This is a genomic window from Kocuria sp. CPCC 205235 (assembly GCF_040980905.1).
Lineage (GTDB): Bacteria > Actinomycetota > Actinomycetes > Actinomycetales > Micrococcaceae > Kocuria > Kocuria carniphila.
The window spans coordinates 1-25,467 of sequence record NZ_JAVKPR010000031.1 but is presented as its reverse complement, the minus strand read 5'-3'; the positions used below and the strand labels follow the sequence as shown (position 1 = coordinate 25,467).

Annotated in this window: 25 protein-coding genes and 2 tRNA genes; 13 read left to right on the top strand and 14 right to left on the bottom strand. The window is 64.1% G+C overall.

The features are described from left to right. Positions 1–128: 128 nt before the first annotated feature. Positions 129–809, bottom strand: coding sequence for a response regulator transcription factor (locus RF638_RS14580; protein WP_129700827.1), 681 nt, complete (start codon positions 807–809; stop codon positions 129–131). Beyond that, entirely contained in the window at positions 806–1,999 is a 1,194-nt protein-coding gene (locus RF638_RS14575) for a cell wall metabolism sensor histidine kinase WalK (RefSeq protein WP_095797866.1), read from the bottom strand. Before RF638_RS14575 ends, RF638_RS14580 begins: the two co-directional genes overlap by 4 nt. A gap of 226 nt (positions 2,000–2,225) precedes the next feature. On the opposite strand from RF638_RS14575, the gene phoU reads away from it, so the two are divergent. Then, positions 2,226–2,924, top strand: a complete 699-nt coding sequence (gene phoU / locus RF638_RS14570; protein ID WP_095797826.1) for a phosphate signaling complex protein PhoU — start codon at positions 2,226–2,228, stop codon at positions 2,922–2,924. A gap of 131 nt (positions 2,925–3,055) precedes the next feature. Here phoU and RF638_RS14565 read toward each other — a convergent pair whose 3' ends face one another. Beyond that, positions 3,056–3,814 (bottom strand): phosphoglyceromutase, encoded by a 759-nt coding sequence (locus tag RF638_RS14565; protein WP_095797825.1) that lies wholly within the window; start codon positions 3,812–3,814, stop codon positions 3,056–3,058. A 77-nt stretch (positions 3,815–3,891) separates the two neighbouring features. Between RF638_RS14565 and RF638_RS14560 the strand changes: the two genes are divergently transcribed. Continuing rightward, positions 3,892–4,686: a trans-aconitate 2-methyltransferase gene (locus tag RF638_RS14560; RefSeq protein ID WP_129700825.1), complete on the top strand. Its 795-nt coding sequence runs from the start codon at positions 3,892–3,894 to the stop codon at positions 4,684–4,686. 250 nt (positions 4,687–4,936) lie between these two features. Here RF638_RS14560 and RF638_RS14555 read toward each other — a convergent pair whose 3' ends face one another. The 3 genes from RF638_RS14555 to RF638_RS14545 all read right to left on the bottom strand — a co-directional run bounded on the left by RF638_RS14555 (position 4,937) and on the right by RF638_RS14545 (position 6,835). Next, entirely contained in the window at positions 4,937–5,137 is a 201-nt protein-coding gene (locus RF638_RS14555) for a hypothetical protein (RefSeq protein WP_259917897.1), read from the bottom strand. Between the two features lie 207 nt (positions 5,138–5,344). Continuing rightward, complete coding sequence (locus tag RF638_RS14550; RefSeq protein WP_016997030.1) at positions 5,345–5,695, bottom strand: DUF2516 family protein; 351 nt, start codon at positions 5,693–5,695, stop codon at positions 5,345–5,347. A 9-nt stretch (positions 5,696–5,704) separates the two neighbouring features. Continuing rightward, positions 5,705–6,835, bottom strand: coding sequence for a PLP-dependent aspartate aminotransferase family protein (locus RF638_RS14545; protein ID WP_129700823.1), 1,131 nt, complete (start codon positions 6,833–6,835; stop codon positions 5,705–5,707). A gap of 94 nt (positions 6,836–6,929) precedes the next feature. Here RF638_RS14545 and tmk point away from each other — a divergent pair, with 94 nt between their 5' ends. The 3 genes from tmk to RF638_RS14530 are packed head-to-tail and all read left to right on the top strand — an operon-like array spanning position 6,930 to position 10,293. Then, positions 6,930–7,565 carry a dTMP kinase gene (gene tmk, locus RF638_RS14540; RefSeq protein WP_095797821.1) on the top strand — a complete coding sequence of 212 codons (636 nt, stop codon included), beginning with the start codon at positions 6,930–6,932 and terminating at the stop codon, positions 7,563–7,565. Beyond that, positions 7,562–8,689 (top strand): DNA polymerase III subunit delta', encoded by a 1,128-nt coding sequence (locus RF638_RS14535; RefSeq protein ID WP_095797820.1) that lies wholly within the window; start codon positions 7,562–7,564, stop codon positions 8,687–8,689. The genes tmk and RF638_RS14535 overlap by 4 nt, the downstream gene beginning before the upstream one ends. A gap of 20 nt (positions 8,690–8,709) precedes the next feature. Further along, the gene (locus tag RF638_RS14530) at positions 8,710–10,293 is read left to right on the top strand and encodes an alpha/beta hydrolase (RefSeq protein ID WP_259916140.1); all 1,584 of its coding nucleotides are present in this window, start codon (positions 8,710–8,712) and stop codon (positions 10,291–10,293) included. A gap of 96 nt (positions 10,294–10,389) precedes the next feature. Here RF638_RS14530 and RF638_RS14525 read toward each other — a convergent pair whose 3' ends face one another. After that, entirely contained in the window at positions 10,390–12,339 is a 1,950-nt protein-coding gene (locus RF638_RS14525) for an FAD/NAD(P)-binding protein (RefSeq protein ID WP_368842326.1), read from the bottom strand. A 229-nt stretch (positions 12,340–12,568) separates the two neighbouring features. On the opposite strand from RF638_RS14525, the gene RF638_RS14520 reads away from it, so the two are divergent. The 3 genes from RF638_RS14520 (at position 12,569) to RF638_RS14510 (ending at position 15,128) form a co-directional block, all read left to right on the top strand. Beyond that, positions 12,569–13,954, top strand: a complete 1,386-nt coding sequence (locus RF638_RS14520) for an NtaA/DmoA family FMN-dependent monooxygenase (protein ID WP_095797817.1) — start codon at positions 12,569–12,571, stop codon at positions 13,952–13,954. Between the two features lies 1 nt (position 13,955). Further along, complete coding sequence (locus RF638_RS14515; protein ID WP_368842325.1) at positions 13,956–14,966, top strand: LLM class flavin-dependent oxidoreductase; 1,011 nt, start codon at positions 13,956–13,958, stop codon at positions 14,964–14,966. Between the two features lie 86 nt (positions 14,967–15,052). Then, positions 15,053–15,128, top strand: a tRNA-Thr gene (locus RF638_RS14510). Positions 15,129–15,264: 136 nt separating this feature from the next. Here the strand turns inward: RF638_RS14510 and RF638_RS14505 are convergent. Genes RF638_RS14505 through RF638_RS14495 form a run of 3 tightly spaced genes read right to left on the bottom strand, consistent with a single transcriptional unit; the run spans position 15,265 to position 17,164 of the window. Continuing rightward, positions 15,265–16,017, bottom strand: coding sequence for an ABC transporter ATP-binding protein (locus tag RF638_RS14505; protein ID WP_368842324.1), 753 nt, complete (start codon positions 16,015–16,017; stop codon positions 15,265–15,267). 1 nt (position 16,018) lies between these two features. Next, positions 16,019–16,948 (bottom strand): ABC transporter permease, encoded by a 930-nt coding sequence (locus RF638_RS14500; protein WP_368842323.1) that lies wholly within the window; start codon positions 16,946–16,948, stop codon positions 16,019–16,021. 36 nt (positions 16,949–16,984) lie between these two features. Next, complete coding sequence (locus RF638_RS14495) at positions 16,985–17,164, bottom strand: hypothetical protein (RefSeq protein ID WP_368842322.1); 180 nt, start codon at positions 17,162–17,164, stop codon at positions 16,985–16,987. Between the two features lie 218 nt (positions 17,165–17,382). Between RF638_RS14495 and RF638_RS14490 the strand changes: the two genes are divergently transcribed. The 4 genes from RF638_RS14490 (at position 17,383) to RF638_RS14475 (ending at position 20,859) form a co-directional block, all read left to right on the top strand. Continuing rightward, positions 17,383–18,699 (top strand): sensor histidine kinase, encoded by a 1,317-nt coding sequence (locus RF638_RS14490; protein WP_368842321.1) that lies wholly within the window; start codon positions 17,383–17,385, stop codon positions 18,697–18,699. Continuing rightward, a complete protein-coding gene (locus tag RF638_RS14485; protein ID WP_368842320.1) occupies positions 18,696–19,313 on the top strand; it encodes a response regulator in 618 nt (205 codons plus the stop codon). Before RF638_RS14490 ends, RF638_RS14485 begins: the two co-directional genes overlap by 4 nt. Before the next feature lie 237 nt (positions 19,314–19,550). Continuing rightward, the gene (locus RF638_RS14480; protein ID WP_095797811.1) at positions 19,551–20,594 is read left to right on the top strand and encodes a glycosyltransferase family 2 protein; all 1,044 of its coding nucleotides are present in this window, start codon (positions 19,551–19,553) and stop codon (positions 20,592–20,594) included. Continuing rightward, positions 20,587–20,859: a hypothetical protein gene (locus tag RF638_RS14475; protein WP_095797810.1), complete on the top strand. Its 273-nt coding sequence runs from the start codon at positions 20,587–20,589 to the stop codon at positions 20,857–20,859. The genes RF638_RS14480 and RF638_RS14475 overlap by 8 nt, the downstream gene beginning before the upstream one ends. A 14-nt stretch (positions 20,860–20,873) precedes the next feature. Here the strand turns inward: RF638_RS14475 and RF638_RS14470 are convergent, their stop codons facing one another. From RF638_RS14470 to RF638_RS14455, 4 genes are all read right to left on the bottom strand, one after another. Further along, positions 20,874–21,353, bottom strand: coding sequence for a hypothetical protein (locus RF638_RS14470; RefSeq protein ID WP_095797809.1), 480 nt, complete (start codon positions 21,351–21,353; stop codon positions 20,874–20,876). Between the two features lie 60 nt (positions 21,354–21,413). Next, the gene (locus RF638_RS14465; protein ID WP_202976195.1) at positions 21,414–21,632 is read right to left on the bottom strand and encodes a YbdD/YjiX family protein; all 219 of its coding nucleotides are present in this window, start codon (positions 21,630–21,632) and stop codon (positions 21,414–21,416) included. Then, positions 21,632–23,920, bottom strand: a complete 2,289-nt coding sequence (locus RF638_RS14460) for a carbon starvation CstA family protein (RefSeq protein ID WP_095797807.1) — start codon at positions 23,918–23,920, stop codon at positions 21,632–21,634. The genes RF638_RS14465 and RF638_RS14460 overlap by 1 nt, the downstream gene beginning before the upstream one ends. 120 nt (positions 23,921–24,040) lie before the next feature. Beyond that, positions 24,041–25,024, bottom strand: coding sequence for an NAD(P)H-quinone oxidoreductase (locus RF638_RS14455; RefSeq protein WP_129700810.1), 984 nt, complete (start codon positions 25,022–25,024; stop codon positions 24,041–24,043). Between the two features lie 202 nt (positions 25,025–25,226). Here RF638_RS14455 and RF638_RS14450 point away from each other — a divergent pair. Further along, a tRNA-Ser gene (locus RF638_RS14450) sits at positions 25,227–25,314 on the top strand. The last annotated feature ends 153 nt before the right edge of the window (positions 25,315–25,467 follow it).

The following is a 25,467-nucleotide window of genomic DNA, read 5'->3' as shown; positions in this document are numbered from 1 at the left end:
TGGAATACCGGACCCAGGCCCTAGCGGCCTAAGCTTTTACTTGGCCAGTCCAACTTCTTGGGACCAGTTCATTGGGGATGCGGCCCTCAGTCTGTCTCTTGTGGCGGAGACCCGTTGAGGGTGCTCGATCAGGCCTCGAACTTATAACCCAGTCCGCGCACCGTGACGATGTGGCGGGGTTGTGACGGATCCGGTTCAACCTTGGAACGCAGCCGCTTGATGTGCACGTCCAGGGTTTTGGTGTCACCCACGTAGTCCGACCCCCAGACCCGGTCGATGAGCTGCCCGCGGGTCAACACACGACCGGCATTGCGCAGCAGCATCTCGAGCAGCTCGAATTCCTTGAGCGGCATGGTGACGGCTTCCCCGCCCACGCTCACCACGTGTCGTTCCACGTCCATGCGCACCGGCCCGGCGGCCACCGTGGCGGTGATGAGCTCATCCGGTTCCGCACGCCGGCGCAGCACGGCCCGGATCCGAGCCACGAGTTCGCGCGAGGAATACGGCTTGGTGACATAGTCGTCCGCGCCCAGCTCCAGCCCCAGGACCTTGTCGATCTCGGCGTCCTTGGCGGTGAGCATGATGATCGGAACGGTCGACTGCTGCCGGATCTGCTTGCAGACTTCCGTTCCGGACTGGCCGGGCAGCATGAGATCCAGGAGCACGAGGTCCGCGCCCGCCCGTTCGAACTCACTCACCGCGGACAGGCCATCAGCCACCACGGTCACTTCGAAGCCTTCTTTACCCAGCAAGTAGGCCAGGGGATCGCTGAGAGACTCTTCGTCCTCGACCATCAGAATGCGGGTCACTTACGCTCCTCCTCTAGGTGCATACGTTCATTGGTGGAGGCGGCCACCGGGCCGTTGTACTCGTCCAGGTCTTCCACCTGCGGAATGACCAGGGTGAACGTGGAACCCCGCCCGGACTGCGACCATACGGACACTTCTCCACCGTGCTGAGCCATGACGTGTTTGACGATGCTCAGCCCCAGCCCCGTGCCACCGGTTTGTCGCGACCGGGCGCTGTCCACGCGATAGAAGCGCTCGAAGATTCTGTCCTGCTCGACATCGGGGATGCCCGGCCCCTGGTCCGTGACCATGATCTGGGCCATTCCGTCACGCTCGCGCAACCCCACGCCCACGCGAGTGTTTTCGGGTGAGTACCGAACTGCGTTGTCGATCAGATTCCGAGTGGCCGTGACCAGCAGGTCGGGGTCGCCGTAGACCGGGGTCTTGAGGTTACCGCCCACCTTGATGGTGATGCCCTTGTTCTCCGCGGTCAGGCGCGTGCGGTCCACGGCCTCACTCACCACCCTGTTGAGGTCCACGACCGTCCCCTTGGACACGACGTCCGTGCCCTGCAAGCGGGACAGTTCGATGATGTCCTGCACCAGAGCGGAGAGCCGGATCGCTTCTTTGTGGAGGCTCTTGGCGAAGTGCCGGACGGCGTCCTTGTCCTCTGCTGCGTCATCGAGGGCCTCGGAAAGCAAACTGATGGCACCCACCGGTGTCTTGAGCTCGTGGGACACATTGGCCACGAAATCGTTACGGATGGACTGCGCGCGCACGATCTCCGTCTGGTCGTCCGCGAGCAAAAGAATGTATTCCTCCGCAATGATGACCACCCGGATGTCCAACACGATGGCGCTCTTTTCAAGAGGGCCACGAGTGAGTTCCAGGCGACGTTCTTCGACCACGCCATTGCGGCGAGTTCGCCGGATCATATCCAAGAGTTCCGGGTGAACCACGGTGTGTCCCCGAACGATCCCGTACGCATACGCGGCCGGGGAAGCCCTGATCACGCCGTCCACACCGTCGACCACTACATAGGCCAGCCCCAGGGCCGCCAGGATCTCGGCGGTGCCTTCCGGCAGGGTGGGTTCCTCCACAGCGACCAAGGAACGGCGGCGTCGCTGGCTGACCCGCACGGCAATCAATCCACTGATACCGAGCAGGAATCCGACAAAGCCCGCCAACAGGGCAACCGAGGTCACGCTCACTCTGCCCAGCTTAGACGGACCGTTTGGGTGCCAAGTACGCAATCCGGCCATTCCAGGTCGGGTTCAACCAACGTTCACCTTAGGATGAGCGTTAGTTCATTCGCCCCTGCGACTGTGATAGCGCTCGTGCGTAAGTACAGTGCCCCCGCGTCCCAGCTGCTAGCTGGACACCAACATCACGTAAGCTACGTGACCAACGAATGTTCTGAACGAAAGGACGCCCTCTGTGCGCAAGGTTTTCCAGGCTGAACTTCACCAGGTAGGTGAAGAGCTGATTCAGATCGCCACTCTTGTGCAGCAGGCACTGAAGAGCTCCAAGGTCGCATTCCTCGAGGCAGACGTTCAGGTGGCCGAAGAGGTCATCTCCAACGACGCCCGAATCGACTTCCTCCAGAACGACTTGGATGAGCGCGCCATTGACATCTTGGCGCTGCAGTCCCCCGTCGCTTCCGATCTCCGCATGATCGTGGGCGCCCTGCGAATGAGCGCTTCGCTCGAGCGCATGGGTGACCTGGCCCGCCACTTGGCCCAGCTCGCTCGCATGCGTTTCCCGGAGCCGGTGCTTCCCGAGGCATTGAACCAGCACTTCGCGGAGATGTTCGATATCGACCTCCAGCTCATCGAGCGAGTCATCTCCGTCCTTGAGGACCGTGACATGAGCGTTGCGGATGAGATCTACGCGCTGAAGTCCGAGCTCAACCAAAAGCACCAGCAGGTCTTCGACATGCTGGCGGACCCGAACTGGGACTCCTCGGTCCCCACCGCCGTGGATGTCACTCTGGCCTCGCGTTACCTCGAGCGCATCGGAGACCACGGTGTGTCCGTGGTTCGTAAGGTCTCCTACTTGGTCACCGGCGACTGGGCTCCGGTGTCCGACACCCACCCCACCGGCCACGGTCACATCGGTACCGACACCGGTGAATAATTAGGACTCCCGGAAACCGGGAGGCGCGTTACGATCCTGACGCGCCACCCGGTCTCCCGATCCAAGCGAAGATCCACAGAAAAACGCCCCACCACGAGGTGGGGCGTTTTTCATGGTCTGGAAACCAGGGGTTACTTCTTGCCCTGGTTGGCCACGGCCTTGATGGACTCGGCAGCGGCCTCGGGATCGAGGTAGGTACCGCCGATGGTCACCGGCTTGAGGTTCTGATCCAGCTCGAAGTACAGCGGGATGCCGGTGGGGATGTTCAGCCCGGCGATGTCCTCGTCCGAGATGTCGTCCAGGTGCTTCACCAGCGCGCGCAACGAGTTACCGTGCGCGGCCACGAGCACGGTCTTGCCGGCCTTCAGATCCGGCACGATCTGCTCCTCCCAGTACGGGAGGAAGCGCTCGAGAACATCCTTGAGGCACTCGGTGCGGGGCAGATCCGCCACGTCCGCGTAGCGGGGATCATCAGCCTGTGAGAATTCCGAGGAGTCATCCAACTTGGGCGGCGGGGTGTCGTAGGAACGGCGCCACACCATGAACTGATCCTCACCGTACTGGTCGCGCACCTGGGTCTTGTCCTTACCCTGGAGGTCGCCGTAGTGGCGTTCGTTCAGGCGCCATGAGCGCTTCACGGGAATCCAGTGCCGGTCCGCCGCATCCAGCGCGATGTTGGCAGTGTTGATGGCGCGGCGCAACAGCGACGTGTGGAGCACATCCGGTGCGAGATCGTTGTCCTTGATCAGCTCACCGCCGCGCTTGGCCTCGGCCATGCCCTTCTCGGTCAGCGGCACGTCCACCCAACCGGTGAACAGGTTCTTCTCATTCCACTCCGACTGCCCGTGGCGCAGGAGGATGAGCTTGTACGTTGCTGAATCATTAGCCATGACTTCATTCTTCCACCCGCGTGACCCGTTGGCACGTGTTATTCGCATGTGTCACCTAGCGCCGCTACAGTGTCGATGTGCCAGCCAGCTACCGCCCCGTAGGAACCATCACTCGGGGAACGACCAACCCCAATCGGTTGCGGCGAGCGGACCGCTACGTGGCCGGACCGTTGGCCCCCGTACTTCGGCATGCGACAGATCCGCTCGTTGTCGATCTGGGCTTCGGAGCCGCGGCCACCACCACGGTGGAAATGAGTGCTCGGTTGCTGCGCGTCCGCCCTGACGTTGACGTGGTGGGCGTGGAGATCGACCCGGACCGCGTGGCCACGGCACAATTCTTTGCCCGGCCGGGATTGAGTTTTCGCCGCGGTGGCTTCGAGATTCCGATCCCCGGGCGCTCCCCCGCGTTCATCAGGGCGTTCAACGTGCTCCGCCAATACAACGAGGAAGAAGTTCCGGCTGCGTGGGAGCTCGCGTGCTCACGCCTGGCTCCCGGCGGGGTGTTCCTGGACGGCACGTGCGACGAGATCGGCCGCCGAGCCACCTGGATCTGTTGTGATGCGACCGGCCCGCAAACCCTGACGATCAGCATGCAGTTGGGGAGCTTCGATCGACCGTCCGATGTAGCCGAGCGTCTGCCCAAGGCACTCATCCATCACAACGTGCCCGGCGAACGCATCCACCGTTTCTTGTCCGCCGCCGACGCCGCTTGGCTGGCTCTCGCGCCCTTGGGCTCCTTCGGAGCGCGGCAGCGTTGGGTGGCCATGTGCGCACGATTGCGCGCAGAGGGCTGGCCCGTGTTGCACCGTGAATCACGTTGGCGTTTGGGGGAACTCACGGTCGCGTGGGACGCGGTGACGGCGCAACAGTAGGAAAAAGTTTTCCCGATCACGGAGTACCGGGAATAGAAGAGGTTTCGAACGTGGGTTATCGACTAAGATAACCAACTAGAATACGACCAGCAAAGACGCCGCTATTCAGTTTTTTACTATTGCACCGACCATGTCAATTGGTCATTGGTCTTCCTGTTGCCGTCGGTCCAGACGTCGAGACTTGCCCCGGTTGCGCACGCAGCCAGCCCTGCGGAGACGCTCCACGAGCAGTAGGTGATTTCAAGGGCCGTCAGCGACGAGAGGCCCTACGGTTCGTGGCATCGTCCTTCTTGAGGAATACCGAATATTTGAGAAATAGCGTGGATATCGCGGTAAAAAGGATGATTGCAGGATAGGCAATGGCGGCAAACTGATCGCCGCCGCGAGCATCGACTTGCCAGGTCACCACCAAAGTGACAAAAACTATCAACACTAAAATGAGCCAACGCATTAAATACCTTTAACTATGAGAAATGTATATCAATTCACTCTAGGGTGTTTGTACGTGATCCACACTGACCATATGGCCATAATTTGTCTCAATTAGGTCACGGCCCTCGTCAGCACGTACTAGTACTCGGCGGGATGACGAAGACCCCGGTCTCGAGGGAGCATCGCTCACTCATGACCGGGGTCTGTAGTCGTTGACGCTGATGGCCTACCAGTAACCGGGGTTGCCGGACTCGCTGGACACGGCGGGTTTCACATCGGCCAGGTACACGCCGGAGATCGTCGCGGCGATCAACATGAGGATCAGCGAACCCTGGCCCGGGAATCCGTTGCTGAACAACGCCAGGGTGGAGAACACGGCACTCAGGACGCTCACCACGGCAGCGCCGGCGGTCAACGCGAGCCAGAAAGTCTTGGTCCGCTTCCAGGCGCGTTCGAACTGCGGCGCGGAACGGCGCACGCAGTCCAGTACGGCCATGAGGCTCAGTGCGGCCACCACCAGAGTGATGGCATAGTCCAGGTAGCTGGCCAGTGCAATGGCCCAGGGGATTGATGTCACGTTGTCAGTCTACCGATCTACCAGTTCGTCCAGACCCGCTTTCAGGTCCTCCCACAAGTCATCCACGTTCTCAATTCCCACGGACAGCCGCAACAGAGTGTCCGGCACGGTGTCCGGTTCGTCGTGATGACGACGACGCCGCTCCACCAGGGATTCGACGCCTCCCAGGGACGTGGCTGGGGTCCACACACGCAGGCCCTCCACGAGCGCCTGGGTCGCGGCGACGTCGGCGTGTGGGACGACCGAGATGATCGAGCCGAAACCGCCGTCCATCTGGGCCGCGGCGCGCTCGTGCCCGGGATCGTCGGGCAGTCCGGGATAGCGGACCTCCGCCACGGCGGGATGATCGCCGAGTCGACGCGCCAGTTCCGCCGCGCTGGCCATTGAACGCTCGAGCCGCACCGACAGTGTGCGCACCCCACGCAACGCGAGCCAGGCTTCGAAAGGGCCGGGGATGGCGCCCTCGAGCGAGCGCTGTTTCTTGAGGTTCGCGCGCAATTCGGGGGTCGAGCAGACCACGGCGCCCAGAACGACGTCGGAATGACCGGCCAAGTATTTGGTGACCGAATGCACCACGAGATCCGCACCGAGGGTGAGCGGGCGCTGCAGTAGCGGCGTGGCAAAGGTGTTGTCCACGCACGAGAGCACGCCCGCCTCGCGAGCCGCGGCGAGGACCGCGGGCAGATCGGCGACCTCGAGCATGGGGTTGGTGGGGCTCTCCAACCACAGGACGTCCGCGCCCTGAATGGCGGCGATGGTGGCCTCGGTGTCCTCGACGTCCACGGTGCGCACCGAGAAAATCCCGCGGTCCTCGAGTCGGTGGGCCAGCTGAAGTGTGCCCTGGTAGCAATGCTGCGGCATGACCAGGGTGCCACCCACGGGCACCAGCGTGAGCACGGAAGCAACCGCGGCCATTCCGGAGGCGTAGCTAAGCGCCGGAACCGGGGCCTCCTCAAGATTGGCCAGGACCTCCTCGAACGCTTCCCACGTGGGGTTGGTGAACCGCGCGTATGTGCGGTCACGGTCGTTCAGGTCACCGGCACCCCGATAGGTGGATGTGAGAACGACGGACGGGTTCACGGGAGCGTCGTGCTCGTGGGCGGGACGGCCGCCGGAGACGACCACGGTGTCTTTACGCATGGTTCCAGGGTAATGCGCCAGCGCCGTGAGACTCGCACTGCACCCAGGGAGTTCCACGTACAGCCTGTCGGTCCCGCTCGGTACAGTTGAGCGCGTGAATGAGACTGCGCGCGGTGCACTGATCGTCTTCGAAGGCGGGGACGGGGCTGGGAAATCCACCCAGGTCCAAGCGGTGGCGCGCGCCCTCGAATCCCAGGGACGTACCGTGATCCGCACGCGCGAACCCGGGGGCACTCCCCTGGCCGAATCCGTGCGCGGACTGGTGCTCGATCCCGCCCACGCTCCGGTGGATGCGTACACGGAAGCGTTGTTGTTCGCTTCCGCCCGGGCGGATCACGTGAACCGCTTCATCCGCCCCGCCATCGATCGTGGTGACGTGGTGATTTCCGACCGGTTCGTGGATTCCTCCGTGGCCTACCAGGGTGCGGCCCGTGGCTTGGGGGTGGAGAACGTGCAGGAGCTCAACGAGTGGGCATTGCGCGGACTGACCCCGGACCTTACCGTCCTGCTGGACGTGGACACCTCAGTGGCGGAAAGCCGCCGCACCGACCGCGGCCTCGCCGCCGATCGCATGGAGGGCGAGGACCGCATCTTCCACACCGTGGTCAATCAGGCCTTCCGGGATCTCGCCGCGACCGCGCCAAAGCGGTATTTGGTACTCGCCGCCGATCAGCCGGTCCAAGTCATCACCGACCGAATTCTCGAGCGACTCACGGAGGTGCTCTCATGACCGTGTGGGATCAGCTCGTGGGTCAGCACCACGTGGTGGAACAGCTCGAACGCGCCGCCCGGGACAACAACCCCACCCACGCGTGGCTGTTCACCGGCCCTCCGGGATCGGGGCGTTCCACGGCCGCGCGAGCGCTGGCCGCGGCACTGTTGTGCGACCACGGAACCGGCTGCGGTGAATGCCACTCGTGCCGCACTGCCTTTGCGGGGTCGCACGCTGATGTGATGCATTTCGTCACGGAGAATCCCCAGATCAGCATCGATGAGGCCCGCGAGCTCGTGGTCAAAGCCCAGGACCGGCCCTCCGTGGGCCAGTGGCGCGTGATGATCGTAGAGGACGCGGACCGGATGACCGAGCGCACGTCCAACGTGATGCTTAAAGCCATCGAAGAACCGCCGCCGCACACCATCTGGTTGTTGTGTGCGCCCTCCCCCATGGACGTCCTGGTCACCATCCGTTCGCGCTGCCGCCCGGTGACGCTCAAGGTGCCGTCCGCTCAGGACGTCGCGCAGTTGCTGGTCAGCCGGCACAAGGTGAACCAGGAACGCGCTATCGAGTGCGCACGCTTGGCCCAGTGCCACGTGGGCATTGCTACGCGATTGGCCCTCTACGACGATGCCCGCACGCGCCGCCAAGAAGTGGTGTCCCTGCCGCTGAACATGCGCGGTGTTACCCAGGCCGTTCGCGCGGCGGACCGGCTACACAGATTGGCAGTGGACGAATCGGCTGCCAACGCCGAGGCCCGTAACGACGAAGAGCGCGCGCAGCTGCTCGTGGCCCTCGGTGCCCCGGAATCCGGTCGGATGCCGCCCGCGATCCGCGGTGCCCTCAACCGCTTGGAGGCCGATCAGAAACGGCGTTCCCGCCGAATCCAGACGGACACACTGGACCGATTCCTGATCGACCTCACCACGTTCTACCGAGACGTGCTCAGCGTGCAGCTCCACACCGGGACCGAGTTGATCAATCAGCATCTGAGCGGCGACATCCACGACTACGCGGGCAACAGCAGCGCGGAGCAGACCCTGGAGCGTATCGACGTGATCAGTGAGACCAGGGACAGGATCCGCACCAACGTCAGTGCGCAGCTGGCCTTCGAAGCCATGATGGTCTCGCTCGTCTGAGCGGTACCGAAAGGAAACTCGTGACTCGTACTCGCACGGCCCGTTCGCTGGCCGCTTCCGTTGCCGTAGCGGCTCTCGCCCTGACCGGTTGTGCGCCTCAGTCGGGCCAAGACTCCGAGCCAGCGGCAACGTCCGAGGCTGATCCGAACGTCACCGCGGGAACCGATGCCGCGTTGGCCACTTACTACAACCAGGACCTGTCATGGGGCGAATGTGACTACCCCCCGGAAGATCAGGACGCCGCCGAGAACCTCGACTGCGCGCGAGTGATCGTTCCCGTGGATTATGCGAACCCGGGTGCCGGAGACACGTTCGTGGAGGTTTCTCGTTTGTCGTCTTCGGAGGATGACCCCCAGGGAACCCTGTTCCTCAATCCCGGCGGACCGGGTGGCTCGGGGGTGGACATGATGTTGTCCGCCGGGTTCTTTGCGTCCGCCTCCGTGCGCGACAACTACGACATCGTGGGCTTCGACCCCCGCGGCGTGGACCGATCGGACGGCATCGAGTGCCTGACCGATCAGGAGATGGACGAGTGGCGGGCCGAACCCGCGTTCGATCCGGGGTCCGAGACAGTGGCGGACATGCGCGCCACCTACGCGGAGATCGGGACCAAGTGCAAGGAGAAGTCGTCCCCGGTGGTCTCCCACATGGACACTCAGTCCGTGGCCAAGGACCTGGACGTGATGCGTGCCGTCTTCGATCAGCCGGCCACCCACTACCTGGGCTTCTCCTACGGCACCGAGATCGGCGCCACCTACGCGAGCCTGTTCCCGCAGCGCACCGGCCGTTTCGCACTGGACGGCGGGGTGGACCCCACCATGGACGAACGCGCCGTGACACTCGATCAGGCCAAGGGCTTCGAGGACAACCTCCGGCACTGGGTCGAAGACTGCCAGGAAACCAACAACCAATGCGTGGTCGGCAACGACGGCGTGGATGCCGGCATGAAGAAGATCCAGGACTTGCTCGCCAAGGTCGCCGAAGAGGAAATCACCGTGTCCGACGGGCGTCGCATCACCCCGGTGAACGCGGTGGAGGGCATCCTGGTGCCGCTGTACTCCACGGCGTCCTATCCGCAACTGAACTCCGCCCTCGACAAGGCCTTCGACGGAAACTTCGACGAGCTCTTGAGCTACTCGGATTCCAACCATGGCCGCAGCTCCTCCGGCGAGTACACGTCCAACGTGTCCGAGGCCTTCACCGCGGTCAATTGCCTGGACACCGTCTCGCGCAATGTCTCGGAGCAGGACATGGCAGAGGCCGCACAGACGATGGAGCGGGAAGCCCCAACGTTCGGTCCCTACCTCAGCTACGGCGATGCCGCATGTCAGGGCTGGCCGGACGAGCCCGTGGAGCCACTCGATTCCTACGCCGCAGATACCGATCAGCCACTGCTCGTGGTGGGCACGACCCACGACCCCGCTACCCCGTACGCATGGTCCGAAGCCCTGGTCGAGAAGCTCGGCAATGCTCGGCTCCTGACCAACGACGGCTGGGGTCACACCGCGTACGTGTCCGGTGACTCGTGCATCAAGGACGCCGTGGATACCTACCTCGTCTCGGGTGCGGTGCCTGACGAGGGCGCCACGTGCGGTAGCGCATAGCGCCCTCGCCCAGGCCGCTGGTTCGGTGGCAGCGCTGTGGACACGACCCCCGTGTGCCCGGATCCTGCACCCGGACGCGCGGGGGTTACATCGAGATCAGGTGGCTGGAACCACCGGTAACCCCAGCGCGGTCAGTACGGTCCGTGCCAGTGCATCGCACTGCCGGAAAGGTGCGGAATTGGAGTTCGGGCGCGCAAATGCCCCCACGTTCCACGCCGAGGTGAAATGACCCGCGGCGAACACGGTGGGCCGGACATCGCCCGCCCGATCGACCACGTGACCGGTGGATTCCACGACGAGTTTTCCGGTGCTGACGGTCGCGCCGTCCTCGGTTTCGAAGTTCTGCTCGACCCCCGCTCCACTCGAGTGCACCTGGTGCAGGGCCGGGTCCGCGGAGGAGACCACCGTGGGTGCGGGTAGCCGTGCTTCGATCCAGCTGTTGGCGGAGACGTCCGCGCCACCGGCCCGCGAGCGCGCCCGGAACGCAGGAGTACCCTCGGGGGCGTCCGGGTGCGCGGTGGTGATTTCAAGGTCGGGGCCCAGGAACGTGATGAACCCGGCACGGTGCAACGCCAGTAGTTCTTGCAACCGGTGGGCCGGAGGTCCGGAATCCACAAAGCTGAAGAACCCGTGCCACCAACCGGGAACGAGCCGCTGTGACTCGTCGTCCAGGTGTTCCAACGGCACCAGTCGTCCGATTTCCATGTAGGTGCGCAACAGCGCAAGAAACAGAGCCTGGGTCTCTGAGTGGTCCGGGTGGGTCCGCAGGGTCAGGTCGCGTTCGATGTAGCGTACCAGGGCGTCCTGGACCTGCTGCGTGTCCTCGAAGAACATGTCGTCGAAGGGCCGGTCGATCGGGGCGAGGTCCACGCGGTAGCGGGAGTCGGGGATGGCCTTCCGGACCAACTGGTGCAGTTCGTTGCTCCCCCAGTGAGCCGCGCGGTAGGCCGGGGCAAATTCCTCCCAGCTCATCCGTGCGCGCTCGGGATGACCCACGATCAGCTCGCGATACACGTGGTAGCCGAGTTCCTGATTGATGAGCGGCCACAGATGCTCGTGGAAGTTGAGGGTGCTGTGCTGCTCCAACAATCGGGTGACGGTTTCCGGGGTGATGAACTGCAGGGGCTCGGAATCGACCGAAAGTACGGAGGTGATCTTGCTGTGGTACGGAACCCCGCGTCGGGACCCAACGTAGAGCTGAGGTTCCTGGCCGCACGCCACGTAGCTGAGCGGACCGCCGTCGCGAATCCCCTCGCGGGGCTGACCGTCCACTCGCTCACCCGTGGTTTCGAAGCGACCGCCGCGGCCCTCGTACAACAGCACCATGAGGTCGATAAAGGCCAGCCCCATACCGGTCACGATCACGCGATCCCCCGGACGGACGGCGGAGTAATCGACGTCGTTCGTGTAGGCCGGCGGGGCGTAGAAACCGCCGCGGGCACTGGCCGTGCGTTCGCGGCTGAGTTGAGTGTTGGAGCCCATGCTGTCCGTGTGCCCCACCGTGTAGACCACGGCGTCCGTGGCGATGGTGTCGCCCGAGTCGAGCTCCACCACGTGGCCGTTCGCGCTCTCTGTCACGGAGGTGACCATGCCGCGGTGGGTTTTCACGCGCACGTTATCAGCCGCCAACTCCGCAGTCCGGCGATAGAACCATCCCAGATAAAACGATTGCAGTTGTCTGGTGGGGAAACTTTCCGGCCCCAACTCACGGACCTGACGCATGATCTCCGGGTCGGTGATCCGGTGATCGGTGATCTCGCCGGCGATGACGGCATGGCACCATTCCAACAACGTGGGACCTTCGCGAGCCGGTCCTTCGCATTCCACCGAAGCGTCCGTGAACATGGTGATGTCCTGCGCCATGGAGTTGAGCTTGAGCAAGGGTGATTGGTCGTATCGCCAGATCCGACCCGCACCGAGCTCGAACGGTTCCACCACGTGAACGGTGAGCGGAGCGGCGTCGTCCCGGTAGTTGGCGGTGATGCGCTCCAGAACCATGGCCGCGCGCGGACCCCCGCCCACGAACGTGACGCTGCGTGAGTCCACCGGTGACCTCCAGATCGTTGCGTGCACGCGCTGCGGGCGGGCACTGCGGACAGTACTTGCCACGCTATCCCCGCCTGCCCTGGGCGCGCAGGTCGGCGTGACGCTCTGTGACAGCGTGTGAAGAATCAAGTCAGCCGGTTGGCATCTTCCGCGGCAGCGGCGGCACCATGGACGGGAGTGCCCGGTCGCTCGACCGTGTCCGGGACCGAAGTCGACTAGAGGGTAGGTCATGAGCAGCTCACCGCGCAGAGTTCACCTGGCGGCGCATTTTCCGGGCGTCAACAACAACACGATCTGGTCGGATCCGCGCAGCGAAAGTCACATCGCGGTGGATTCGTTCATTCACATGGCGCAGACCGCCGAGCGCGGCCTCATGGATTTCCTGTTCCTGGCCGAGGGCCTGCGGTTGCGCGAGATGAACGGCAAGATCTACGACCTTGATGTCATGGGCCGGCCGGACACCCTCACGGTGCTGTCCGCCGTGGCCGGAGCCACCGAACGGATTGGCTTGGCCGGAACGCTGACCGCAACCTTCCACGAACCGTACGAACTGGCACGCCAGTTCGCGACTCTCGATCACCTCTCGGGTGGCCGCGCTGCGTGGAACGTGGTGACCAGCCCCGATGCTTTCACGGGTGAGAACTTCCGCCGCGGCGGCTACCTCCCCTACCCCCAGCGCTATGAGCGGGCCGAGGACTTCATCGACGCCGCTCGCACGCTCTGGGAATCCTGGCCCGCCTCCGCACAGGACGCGGACGACACCGCCGGTGCGTACGAACACCGCAGCGAGTTCTTCGACATCTCCGGGCGCTTCGACGTGCCCCGCAGCCCGCAGGTTCATCCCGTGATCTTCCAGGCGGGCGATTCGGATTCCGGGCGCGAATTCGCTGCCGGTTCCGCGGACGTCATCTTCACCCGTCATTCCGAACTCGAGGACGGCAAGGCCTTCTACAAGGACACCAAGAGCCGCCTGGCCAAGTACGGCCGCGCCGAGGACGACCTGCGCATCTACCCCGGAGTGTCCTACGTCCTGGGCGATACGGATGCCGACGCCGCCGAACGCGCCCGCGAGCAGGCCTATGCCCAGCACTCGGGCGCCACCGCAATCGCGACCCTGGAACGCGTGTGGAACACGGACCTGTCGTCCTTCGATCCGGACGGCCCGCTCCCCGACTTCGACCCCGTGTTGGACGGCCCCGAGGTCTCCCAGGGACGCGTTAAGCACGTCAAGGACCCGGTGGCCACCGCACAGCGCTGGCGTGAGATCGCCCAGGCGGAGAACCTGTCCATTCGTGACCTGGTGGTACGGGAATCTCCCCGTTTCGCGTTCGTCGGTTCGGCGGACACCGTGGCACGGAAGATGAACCAGTACATCCAGGAACGCGCTGCGGACGGGTTCATCCTGATCCCCACCGTGGTCCCGGGTGGCTTGGACGAGTTCGTCGACACGGTGATTCCTCGCTTGCAGGAGATGGGCGTGTACCCGGACTCCTATCCCTCAGACGATCCCGCCCTGCGCGCCACCATGGAGCTGAACGAATACCGCCCCGCGACCGAGTGGTCGCAGGCACGCGCCGACGTTCGTGCCGCAGCAACCAACGGCCAGGAGGCCTGACATGAGCACCCCATCCTTCGTGATCGCCGCCCGCATTACCCCTCGCCCGGGAATCGACCGTGTAGATCCGGCCAAGTACTTCTCCGGTGCCGCTGTTCGTCAGGCTGCCCTCGACGCGGAGACCGCCGGCGCGGCCTTCGTGCTGCTCGACGACGATCTTGACACCGCGCCTGCGGCCGGGCCCGCCGCTGGCCGCTTGTCTGCGCTGCAGACCGCCGCGTGGCTTGGCCCGCAGACCTCGAGCATCGCAGTCGTGCCGACCCTGCGCACGACTCACACCGAGCCGTTCCTGATGGGCACCGAGAGCGCCTCCCTGGACTGGGCGACGCACGGCCGCGCCGGGGTCTTGTTCGCGCCCTCGCTGGGGGCCGACGCCGCCGCCAACGTGGGTCGGCGCGCCACACCTTCCGCAGACCCCGCCTGGGCGGAAACCGCGGACGTCATCGACGTGGTCCGTAGGTTGTGGGACTCGTGGGAGGCGGACGCGGAGATCCGCGATCAGGCCACCGGCCGCTTCGTGGATCGCTCCAAACTGCACTACGTGGACTTCAGCGGAACGGATTCAGGGGGTGAAGAGTTCACGGTCAAGGGGCCCTCGATCGTTCCCCGCCCCACGCAGGGACACCTACCGGTCTTCGTGGAACACACACCGGAGGTCCCTCTGGAGGCGTTGCGGGGTGCCGTGGAACAGGCCGACGTGGTGCTGCTTCCGGCAGAGTCCGTGGGGCCCGAGGCCGTCAAGGTTCTCGACTGGAACCCATCGGCGCGTGTGCTCGCCGTGATCGACGCCGATTCAGACTCTCTGGACCCGGAACTCGTGGCGAGCTGGGTTCAGGTCGGTGTGAGCGGCGCGGTCCTTGAAACCGGCCCCTATGACGTGGAACTGGCCGTGCGCGCGGCCGCCGGGGTGGTCCCGGAGCTGGTTAACACTGATGAGTCACCGGACGAACAATCCACCCTGCGCGAGCGCCTGGGCTTGTCCCCGGCGGAGAACCGCTACGCGACGGCCTGATGCGGTGAAAACCCCGTCGATTGGGGCCGGAGCGGGGTTGTCTGCTACTGTCTTGGGTGCATCTGAACCGTGCTCGGTTCTGCTGCGCCACCTTAGCTCAGTCGGTAGAGCAATTCCCTCGTAAAGAATAGGTCGCCGGTTCGATTCCGGCAGGTGGCTCCAAACGGAAGAAAACCCCGGGAACCTGATCAGGTTCCCGGGGTTTTCTCGTATCCGAGCGACTTCCGCTCGGATGGTCGCGTTCGGCCCGGCGGGTGTCCCTTTCCGGACCGGAGCGCGCCCACGAGGTGAGTTGCGATCAGACGGTCAGCTTGCCGTCCAGCATGGTGACCTCGCGGTCGGCCATGTCCACGAATTCCAGGTCGTGGGTGACCACCACGGTGGCCAGGTCGAACTTGCGGGTGAGGTTCTTGAGGAGTTGCATGACCTCGGCCGAACGCTGCTGGTCCAGAGCGGACGTGGGTTCGTCCACCAGGAGCAGCTTGGGTTCGCCCATGAGCGCGCGGGCGATGTTGACTCGCTGCCGCTGGCCACCGGAGAGCTCGTGCGGGCGGCGTCGCCCGGCGTCCTCCAGGCCCACGAATTCGAGCAATTGCTGGGCCCGCTGGCGAGCCTGTCTCTTGGCCGCACCACGAGCGCCGCGGATGTGACTGGTCACGACCAACTGGTCCACGGCCTTGAGCGAGGGAATCAGATTGGGCTGCTGGAACACCGTGCCCACCTCGTTACGGCGCAAGCGGGCGCGTTCCTTCTCGGACAGTGTTCCCACGGACGTCTCGCCGATGAGCACCTCACCCGAAGTCGGCTTCAACAGCGTGGACGCCACGGCCAACAGGGAAGACTTGCCCGAACCCGACGGGCCGGTCAACGCGGTCATGGTGCCGGGAACGGCCGCCAGAGACACGTTGTCGAGCGCGGTGATGGTGCGGGGAGCGCCGTCGGGCCCCTTGCCGTCCGGATAGGACAGCGTGACGTTGCGAAGCTCGAAAGCGGGCGCGGCCACGGCACGATCCTGCTCGTTCCAGGGCGCGGTGTGAGTGGTGGTGGACATGTCAGTTACCTCCCAGGGCAATCATGGGGTCGACTTTGGCAACGCGGCGTACGGCGAGCAACGAACCCACGATGCCCAGCAGCAGCACGCCGAGCGCCGGAATGGCCACGGCGGCCAGCGAGAACAGGAAAGGAACGGCGGTGACCTGCGTGGCCACGAGCCAGCCCATCAGGCCACCCATGAGAGCGCCGATGATCACGCCCAGGCCGACCACGAGCGTGGCCTGCACCAGGGAGTCGCGCACCAGGTACCCGCGTGAGGCGCCCAGTGCGCGCAGTACGGCTACATCGCGGGTGCGCTGAACGGTCCACACGGTGATGAACGAAATCACCACGAGCGCAGAGATCCCGTACAGGAAAGCCTGCATGAGCATGAGCGAGCCGTTCTCGGAGGAATAGGACGGGATGGCCTGGAACGACTCTCGGGTCGTCTGGGTCATGGTGTCGACCCGCCCGTCCAGGTTGGTCGCGATCTCGTCCATCTGAGCGGAATCGGTGCCGTCCGCGAACTGGACCATGATCTCGGTCCCCACGGTGGCGCTGGGCTGATGAGCGACCGCCAGGGCGTCCGCATCGGTCAGCCACGCCACGGGCAGGTGGCTGTAGAACTCGTCCGCAACGAACCCGACGACCTCAAGATCCTTGCCGCCAATACCCACGGTGTCACCCAGGCCGATGCCCAGGTCCTCCGTATAGGACTCCGACAGCACGATCTGGCCGTCGTCGGGGCGGTGCTGACCTTCGAGCAGGTCGACCTTCTGCGCGAACATCGAATCCTGGGGCAGGCCCATTACGGCACCGGTGGTTACCTTTGAATCCGAGCCCACCTGCGTCAGCGTGACCACGAGCGGTTCGGCGTGCTCAACCGCGGGCTCCGCGGTCCAGGCGTCCAGCTGCTCCTGGGTGATCTGCGAGGTGGTGAACGAGGGCATTTCCTCCGTGCCCTCGGCCGGACCGAACACGATGCGCTACGCGTCCAGCGTTTCCAACGCGGCGGTGTTCTGCTTGCCCAACCCGTTGGTCAGCCCGCTCAACATGATCAGGAGAATGGTGATCAGCGCGACCACCGACGCCACCAGGGCTACACGCCCCTTGGCGAAAACGATGTCTCTCACCGAGACGAACATGGGTACCTCCGGTCCCTTCATGACAGATTTCTTCCTTTTCAGGTTCCCGGAAATCCGCTGCGGTCACATCACGCATCCGAGCGACCTCTCGATGCCGTTGAGTTGAGCTCACAATCCACCTTTTGATGGATCTGCCGCTCGGGTTCGCCGCGTATGCTGCCCTAGCGAGACCGACGACGCCGCTGCGGCGTCATCTTCTCGACGCAAGACTCCCGATCCGGAACGGAAGGCAGACTCAGGTGGAAACCACATCGACCGCCCGAGTGCTGCGGGTACTACGCCTGGCCCTGCACGTGAGTTTTGCGGGGCTGTTGTTCCTGGGCGTGCTGCGCATGGCCTCGGATCCGCCCATGAAATTCGTGTGGTCCCTGTGCCTCGCGTGCCTGCTGGCGGCGGTCTACCTGGTGGGAACCGTATGGGAGAACCGGTACGCCCACGGTCGCAGCGATCGAAACCCCCGCTTCCTGGCTATTCCGTGGCTCGCGGTGATCTCTGTGCTGTGGGGCGCCCTGGTCCTCATGAGCGTCGACTTCATCTCCGTGGTGTTCCCACTCTTCTTCTTGTTCCTGCTGCTACTGCCGCGGGCCGTCGCACTGGCCTGTGTGGTGGTTATGACGGGCGTGGTGGTGCTGTCCCAACGGCTGCACATCGGTGCCGATGAGTTCACGTCCGCCATGGTCTACGGTCCCGCCCTGGGCGCGGTGTTCTCCGTGATCATGGCTTCTTCCTACCGGGCCATGTATCAGGACGTGCTGCGGTATCAGCGCACGTTGACTGCGCTGGAAAACACACGTTCGGAACTGGCCCGCACCGAACGTGCCGCTGGCCAGGCCACCGAACGTGAACGCTTGGCCCGCGAAATCCACGACACGTTGGCTCAGGGGCTTTCGTCGATCGTCCTGATGTCCCGTGCCGCCAGGTCGTCCCTGTCCGAGGTAGACATGCGGCGCACCGATGAACGGCTGGGCACCATCGAGACCGCGGCGTCCGAGAACCTGGCGGAGGCACGGCGGTTCGTCCACAACCTCTCGTCCCCGGCCCTGGCTGTTCCGTTGGCCGATGCGCTGCGTCAGCTGAGCGAGCGAACCACGGAGCAGGCCCGCGCCCGCGGGGAAGATCTCACCGTGACGTTCACTGAGGACGGCGCGGGACAGGCCGAGTTCGCTCAGCAGACGGTGCTGTTGCGCGCCGCGCAAACTCTGCTGGCCAATGTGGCCTCACACGCACACGCTCGCCAGGCCGTGGCCAGCCTCTCCTGGTGGGAGCACGAGGTGAGCGTGGACGTGGTCGACAACGGTGTGGGCTTCTCACCGGATCGGCTGCCACCCAGGGACGGGTCCAACGGTTTCGGTTTGCCCGGCCTCCATGAACGGGTGACGGCCGCCGGTGGAATCGCCACCGTTGAGTCCGCACCCGGGGACGGCACCGCAGTGACCGTGCGGCTTCCCTTGAAACCGCCGCGTCCGAATCCGGCGTCCAGCCTTGTTGACCCCGCCCTCAACAGCACGGAACCTCAGAGCTCCCCCGACAACGACCTCTCCGGAGAATCATCATGAGCACTCGAGTCCTATTGGTCGACGATCACCCCGTGGTGCGTGCCGGACTGCGTGCCGTGTTGGAAGGTCTTCCGGACATCACCGTGGTGGCTGAGGCACGGGACGCGCTGTCCGCTCAACAGCGATCCCGCCACGACGACATCGATGTGGTGGTCATGGACATCCAGATGGGCCCCGGGCCCACGGGCATCGATGCGACACGTGCCATTCGCGCCGCCGGCGGACCTCCCGTGCTGATCCTCACCACGTACGACACGCAGTCGGACATCCTCTCCGCACTGGAAGCCGGGGCCACCGGGTACCTGTTGAAGGACGCACCGGAAGAAACATTGCGCCGGGCAGTTCTCGACGCCGCCGCGAACCGCCCGGTACTTTCCCCACAAGTAACCGCGCAATTAGTGATGCGCACCACAAAACCCGCATCGGCTTTATCGCCGCGTGAAATTGAAATACTTGAATTAGCGGCTACCGGTGCAAGTAATCGCAGCATGGCAAAGCAATTGTTCATCTCCGAGGCAACCGTGAAAACGCATCTAGTTCACGTCTACAACAAACTCAATGTGGACAATCGGACAGCGGCCATCGATCGAGCCAGACAACAACGCATTATCTGATACTTGTCCCCCAAAAAGCTGCTGTAACCTGGGGCGTTGTCCCCAGCAGGGTGGATTGTAGTGCACTACCAGCGCCTATACTCTTAATAACGAACACTGACGGGGATTGGGCTCTCGGTCAGCGATTCAAAGCGCACAGGGGACGCGCGAGTACGGTGGACTTTCAGTAAGCAACCTTGGGGAGAGGTTGAGAGTCTTCTACGCTCTTTATCACTCGTAGAAGGACCGATCACCAACATGATCGTTGCGATCATTCCTGCCCATAACGAAGCACAAAGTATTCAAGGCACCATCACGTCCTTGTTACATCAAACACATTCACCGGATCGTATTCTGGTGGTTTCCGACAACTCCACGGACAACACCGTGGAGATCGCACGGGCCGCAGGGGCGGACGTGATGGAGAGTGTCGACAACACGCACCGCAAGGCCGGTGCGCTCAATCAGGCCCTCGAGGTCGTCTCGACCATGAACCCACGGCATGTGATGGTCATGGACGCGGACACCGAATTGGCACCGCAATTCATCGAGATCGCCCTTGAGCGGCTGCGCGATCCGAAAATGGGTGCCGTGGGCGCTGTCTTCGGTGGTGTGGACCCGGAAGGCTACCTGCAGTACATGCAGCGTCTGGAATGGGCCCGCTACGCGGAGCAGATCGAACGCACCGATCAGACTTTCGTACTCTCCGGCACCGCGGCATTGATCCGCTGGGACGCCATGGAAGCGGTCAAGGAGCACTTCGGTCGTTACTACGACCTGGGCTCCATCACCGAGGACATGCGTCTAACGCTGGATCTGAAGACCGTGGGGTACCGCTTGTGCTCACCGGTCGAATGCGAGTCCACGACCGAGATGATGCCGTCGGTCAAGCTGCTGTTCCTGCAGCGCCGCCGCTGGTATCTGGGCGCTCTGCAGAACGTGACCGCTTACGGCTTCACCCGCGTCTCGGCCCCGTACTGGCGCCAGCAGCTCATGCTCTGCCTGTCCGTGGGGCTCATGTCCCTGTATCTGACGCTCACGGCCATGTCACTCGTGTTCGGTTGGTTCGCACTGAACCCGTTCTGGCTCGCGGTGGGCGCCGTGTTCGCCGTGGAACGCACCGTCACAGTGTGGAAGCTCGGCTGGCAGGCCCGCTTCACCGCGGCGCTCGTACTCCCCGAACTGATTTATGCACTGATCCTGCAGTCCGCGTTCGTCGCGGCTGTCCACCAGCACCTCACGGGCCAGACCGGCTCGTGGCACCACGTAGAAGTAGAGGAAGGTACCGCCGTCAATGTATAGCGTAGATCTCACCCAGGCCATGCCCGTAGCCGCCGCAGGACTCGCAGGCGTGAGTCTCACCGTTTCACAGAACATCCTGTCCGTGGGTGTCCTCTTCTTTGCCACGCTCGCCCTGATCACCACGGTGCGTTCGGTGTGGTTCACGGTGCGGAAGCGCCGCCGCGGCCGTCACGCGGCCGCCACGGATTCCGCCGTACTCGACACGCTGCAGTACTACCGGAATCGTCGCATCCAGGAGGCACAGCCCCAGCAGCTCGCCGCCTAGTCTCTCAGCAAGGTCTAGTCGCGCAGCAAGGCTTCTGCCTGCTCCACGCATTCGTGCACGCTGGCGGCCCGTCGTTCGATTCCTTGAACGCGCGGGTCGCTTTTGCTTTCCTCGTCCGTCGAATTCGCCGACGACGCCGCGAACCGCGCCATGGTCAGCGCCTCCGCCGTTTGTGCCATGGCATTCCCGCTGCGGGACAGTTGGCGGTGGACGTCCGAGAGATAACCGCCTTTGGACGCGGGGATGTCCTGTGTTTCGGACGGCGCGCGACGGTGGGCCTCCATACAGACCTGGCGCACTCGCGGCAACAGATCCGCGAGGTCGTTGGCGATCGGGATCGCCCCGGCGCGAAGATCGGGGTCCGTCACGCCCTCCAACATCTGGTGGTACCGGTCCAGACCTCGCTGGAAACGGTCGTGAGCACGCCGCCACACGCCGCGACCCAATTCCTGGTCGTCGCGACGGGTAGCCACGTAATCGCGTAAGAAACCCACGCAGTGCCCCTTTCATGCATGAACCGCCGCGTCCAAGACGCGGCGGTTCATGGTATCGCTTCAGCAGCACCGACCCTGCGGGTTGTGGTCCTGCCAGTCCTGATAATCCCTCCAGAACTCGCGTTCCGTCATGGGCTCACCGGGTTGTCCACTCGCTCGGTGGTAGTCGAGGTACTTCTCATACTTGTCCGCGCCCAGCACACCGTTGCCGAACCGGAGTGCGGAACGGGCCCATGACCGCGCAAGGTCCCCGAGCGGCGTCGTCCGTGAATCCGACATCAGTGGTGACCGTGTCCCGTGGGGACCCGCTGCTCGTACGGCAGGGCGTCCCATTCCTTGGCCAGGGCCTTCTCGGAAGGCGTCGAGAGCATTCCCGACGGCGCGTAGTAGCGGGACTCCACGGCCGGGTCCTCGTGGGACGCGCGCTGATGACCGCGGAAGGCCTTGACCATCTCGATGAACGCCATGGTCACCACGATGATCGTGAGGACCGCGAACAGGACGGACAGCGTGCCCTGCACCAGGGTGTTCCGGACCACGGCTTCCATGGCCTCCACGTTCTGGGCGGTGCCCAGGCTGGTCTCGCCGTTGGCCAGGGCCTCCTTGAAGCGGAAGTGGTTCGCCCAGTACCCCACGGTGGGATCCGAGGAGAAGATCTTGTGCCACGAACCCGTCATGGTGACCACCACGTCGAAGAGCAGCGGAATCATGATGATCCACAGGTACTTGAACCGTTTGAGGTTCGCTGCAATCGCCAGGCACACCGCGAGCGCAATGGCCGCCAGCAGCTGATTGGAAATACCGAACAGCGGGAAGAACGTGTTGATACCGCCCAGTGGGTCGGTCACGCCCAGGATCAGGATGGACCCCCAGCCGGCCACCATGATGGCCGTGGTGAGCCACGCCCCGAGTCTCCAGTCGGTGTCGCGGAATTTGGGAATGAAGTTGCCCAGGGTATCGGTGAGCATGAAGCGGGCCACGCGGGTACCGGCGTCAACTGCGGTGAGGATGAACAGCGCCTCGAACATGATCGCGAAGTGGTACCAGAAGCTCATCATGGATGCGCCGCCGATCCACTGGTTCATGATGTGGGCCAGGCCCACGGCCAGGGTCGGCGCGCCACCGGTACGGGAGACGATGGATTCCTCGCCCACGGCGTCCGCGGTGCCCTGCAGTAGTTCGGGCGTGACGTGCACACCGGAGAGGCCCAGTGAGTTCACGAAAGCGGCGGCGCCCTCGACGGTTCCCATGGTCACGGCCGGGGACGAGTTCATCGCGAAGTAGATACCGCGGTCGATGGACACGGCAGCAACCAGCGCCATGATCGCCACGAAGGACTCCATGAGCATGCCGCCGTAGCCGATGAACCGGGTCTGGCGTTCCTTCTCGATCATCTTGGGGGTGGTGCCGGAGGCAATGAGCGCGTGGAACCCGGACAGCGCACCACACGCGATGGTGACGAACAGGAACGGGAAGAGCGAACCGGTGAACACGGGGCCGTCGGAGCGTCCCGCGAATTCGGAGACGGCCGGAACGGTGATCTCCGGGCGCACCACCACGATCGCGGCGGCCAACAGCACGATGGTGCCGACCTTCATGAACGTGGAGAGGTAGTCACGCGGGGACAGCAGCAACCACACGGGCAGCACTGCAGCGATGAAGCCGTAGATGATCACGCACCACGCCAGAGTGATGCGGTCCAGGGTGAACAGCTGAGCGCCCAACTCGGTCTCGGCCACCCACCCGCCGGCCACGATGGCCGCCATGAGCAGGATGAAGCCGATGATGGAGATCTCCATGACCTTGCCGGGGCGCAGGTAACGCAGATACACGCCCATGAAAAGCGCGATGGGGATGGTCATACCCACGGAGAACACACCCCACGGGGACTCGCCCAGGGCGTTGACGACCACCAGCGCCAGGATGGCCACGATGATGATCATGATCGCCAGGGTCGCGATGATGGCCGCGTAACCACCCACGGTGCCCAGTTCCTCGCGGGCCATCTGGCCCAGGGATCGACCGCCGCGGCGCATGGAGAAGAACAGCACCAGGTAGTCCTGGACCGCGCCGGCAAGGATCACACCCACGATGATCCAAATGGTGCCGGGCAGGTAGCCCATCTGGGCGGCGAGCACGGGTCCGACCAGCGGACCGGCACCGGCAATGGCGGCGAAGTGGTGGCCGTACAGCACACGGCGATCCGTGGGCATGTAGTCCTTGCCGTTGGCCATGTACTCGGCCGGTGTGGCGCGGCGGTCATCCGGGCGCGTGAGTTTTGCCTCGATGAACTTGGAGTAGAACCGGTACGCAATGAAGTAACTGCACACCGCGGCAAAAACGAACCAAATGGCATTGACCGACTCGCCGCGGGCAAAGGCGATCATGACCCACGCGAAAGCGCCGAGCAGGGCGATGCCGACCCACACCGCGATGCGCAGGGGCGTCCAGCGGGTTTGTTCGGCCTCGAGGACCTCGGGGTCCACGTGGTTGGGTGGTAGATCAGTCGAGGGGGATCCGCCCGGCTGGGGAGACCCGGCGGCGGGGCCGCGGTGGGTAGTGCTCATGGGGAAGCTCCGAATCTCGTGTGAATTCGCTCAGAATCCTTGGGGACTCCGCAAGCGGGATTCTATTCCACATGGCACGCATCACAAACAACCACGGCCGCCGCCGTGTCAACCCGGTTCTCACATGGTCAGGAGCACCTTGCCGATGTGCGAGCCGGAGTCGAAGTATTCGTGGGCCTCGCGGACCAGCTCCAAGGGGAAGGTCTTGTCCAGGATGGGTCGCACCTCACCGGACTCCACGTGCGGCCACACGATCTGACGCACCGCACCCATGATCTGGGCCTTCTCGCTCAGGGGACGCGAACGCAGTGTGGTCCCGATGACCGCGCCTCGCTTGTTCATCAAGCGGCCGATGTTCAGCTCTCCCTTGACCCCACCCTGCATGCCGATGATGGTGATGCGGCCGTTGTTCGCCAGTGCCTTGACGTTGGGCTCCAGGTACTTGGCGCCCATGACATCGAGAATCACGTCCGCCCCGTGGCCGTCGGTCAGTTCCTTGACCCGCTCCACGAAGTCTTCGTCCTCGTACTTGATGGCCGTGGCTCCGAGTTCGGTCACAAAGTCGGCCTTCTCCTGACTGCCCACGGTGGCCAGCACCGTCAGGCCCAGGGCCTTGGCCACCTGAATTGCGTGGGTTCCGATGCCACCGGCGCCGCCGTGGACGAGCAGGGTCTCCCCCTCGCGCGCGGCCGCGGCCATGAACACGTTGGAGAACACCGTGGCTGCCACCTCCGGCAGTGCGGCCGCCTCCACCAGGTCCATTCCTTCCGGTGCGGGGAGCACCTGCGGCCACGGTGCGACGACCTTTTCCGCGTAACCGCCGGAATCCAGCAGGGCTACAACCTTGTCTCCCACGTTGAGTCCCGCCTCAGACGGCACATCCGGGCCGAGTTCGGCAACGGTTCCCGAAACCTCGAGGCCGAACACGTCGGTCGCGTCCGGAGGCACGGGGTAGTTACCCTGCCGCTGCAGCACGTCCGCGCGATTGATACCCGCGGCCACCACCTCGATCAGCACGCCATCCCCGCTGACCGAAGGATCGTCGATCTCCGTGACCTTCAGGACCTCGGGGCCACCCGATTCAATATCTCGTACCGCGCGCATGGATTCTCCTTCTCGCTGCTTGTCTTCCTTCTCCCTCCATCCTTACGCGGATTCACAGTCGCGGCTAGATTCCGACGCCGCTCGGCCGGTTCGCCACGCGCGTCACCGGCCCGAGCGGCGTCGTATTGGCCCTGCGCCGTGATGACGTGGAATAATGACGTGTCGTTCGCGACCGCCCCCCGCGGGCGGCCGCGAACGGTCAGGAAGGTTGTCCGAGCGGCCTAAGGAGCTGGTCTTGAAAACCAGTGTGCGGTAACCCCGTACCAAGGGTTCAAATCCCTTACCTTCCGCCCATGACGAAGGCCCCGGCACTCCCATTGAGGAGTGCCGGGGCCTTCGTGGTCCGCAGCGATGATTTATGGTTCCCTATCCCGGGTTAAAGGCCAAAATGTGTGTATGGCTCGGGTGTGTCATGGGTGGTTTCGGCCTGCCCAGCCGTGTTG

Coding starts and splice junctions, on each gene's coding strand:
- RF638_RS14520 (WP_095797817.1), top strand. CDS start 12,569: ATGAGCAGCTCACCGCGCAGAGTTCACCTGGCGGCGCATTTTCCGGGC.
- RF638_RS14495 (WP_368842322.1), bottom strand. CDS start 17,164: ATGAAGGGACCGGAGGTACCCATGTTCGTCTCGGTGAGAGACATCGTT.
- RF638_RS14555 (WP_259917897.1), bottom strand. CDS start 5,137: ATGCGTTGGCTCATTTTAGTGTTGATAGTTTTTGTCACTTTGGTGGTG.
- RF638_RS14515 (WP_368842325.1), top strand. CDS start 13,956: ATGAGCACCCCATCCTTCGTGATCGCCGCCCGCATTACCCCTCGCCCG.
- RF638_RS14485 (WP_368842320.1), top strand. CDS start 18,696: ATGAGCACTCGAGTCCTATTGGTCGACGATCACCCCGTGGTGCGTGCC.
- RF638_RS14565 (WP_095797825.1), bottom strand. CDS start 3,814: ATGGCTAATGATTCAGCAACGTACAAGCTCATCCTCCTGCGCCACGGG.
- RF638_RS14500 (WP_368842323.1), bottom strand. CDS start 16,948: ATGCCCTCGTTCACCACCTCGCAGATCACCCAGGAGCAGCTGGACGCC.
- RF638_RS14465 (WP_202976195.1), bottom strand. CDS start 21,632: ATGTCGGATTCACGGACGACGCCGCTCGGGGACCTTGCGCGGTCATGG.
- RF638_RS14455 (WP_129700810.1), bottom strand. CDS start 25,024: ATGCGCGCGGTACGAGATATTGAATCGGGTGGCCCCGAGGTCCTGAAG.
- RF638_RS14535 (WP_095797820.1), top strand. CDS start 7,562: ATGACCGTGTGGGATCAGCTCGTGGGTCAGCACCACGTGGTGGAACAG.
- RF638_RS14460 (WP_095797807.1), bottom strand. CDS start 23,920: ATGAGCACTACCCACCGCGGCCCCGCCGCCGGGTCTCCCCAGCCGGGC.
- RF638_RS14480 (WP_095797811.1), top strand. CDS start 19,551: ATGATCGTTGCGATCATTCCTGCCCATAACGAAGCACAAAGTATTCAA.
- RF638_RS14505 (WP_368842324.1), bottom strand. CDS start 16,017: ATGTCCACCACCACTCACACCGCGCCCTGGAACGAGCAGGATCGTGCC.
- RF638_RS14475 (WP_095797810.1), top strand. CDS start 20,587: ATGTATAGCGTAGATCTCACCCAGGCCATGCCCGTAGCCGCCGCAGGA.
- RF638_RS14545 (WP_129700823.1), bottom strand. CDS start 6,835: ATGCGTAAAGACACCGTGGTCGTCTCCGGCGGCCGTCCCGCCCACGAG.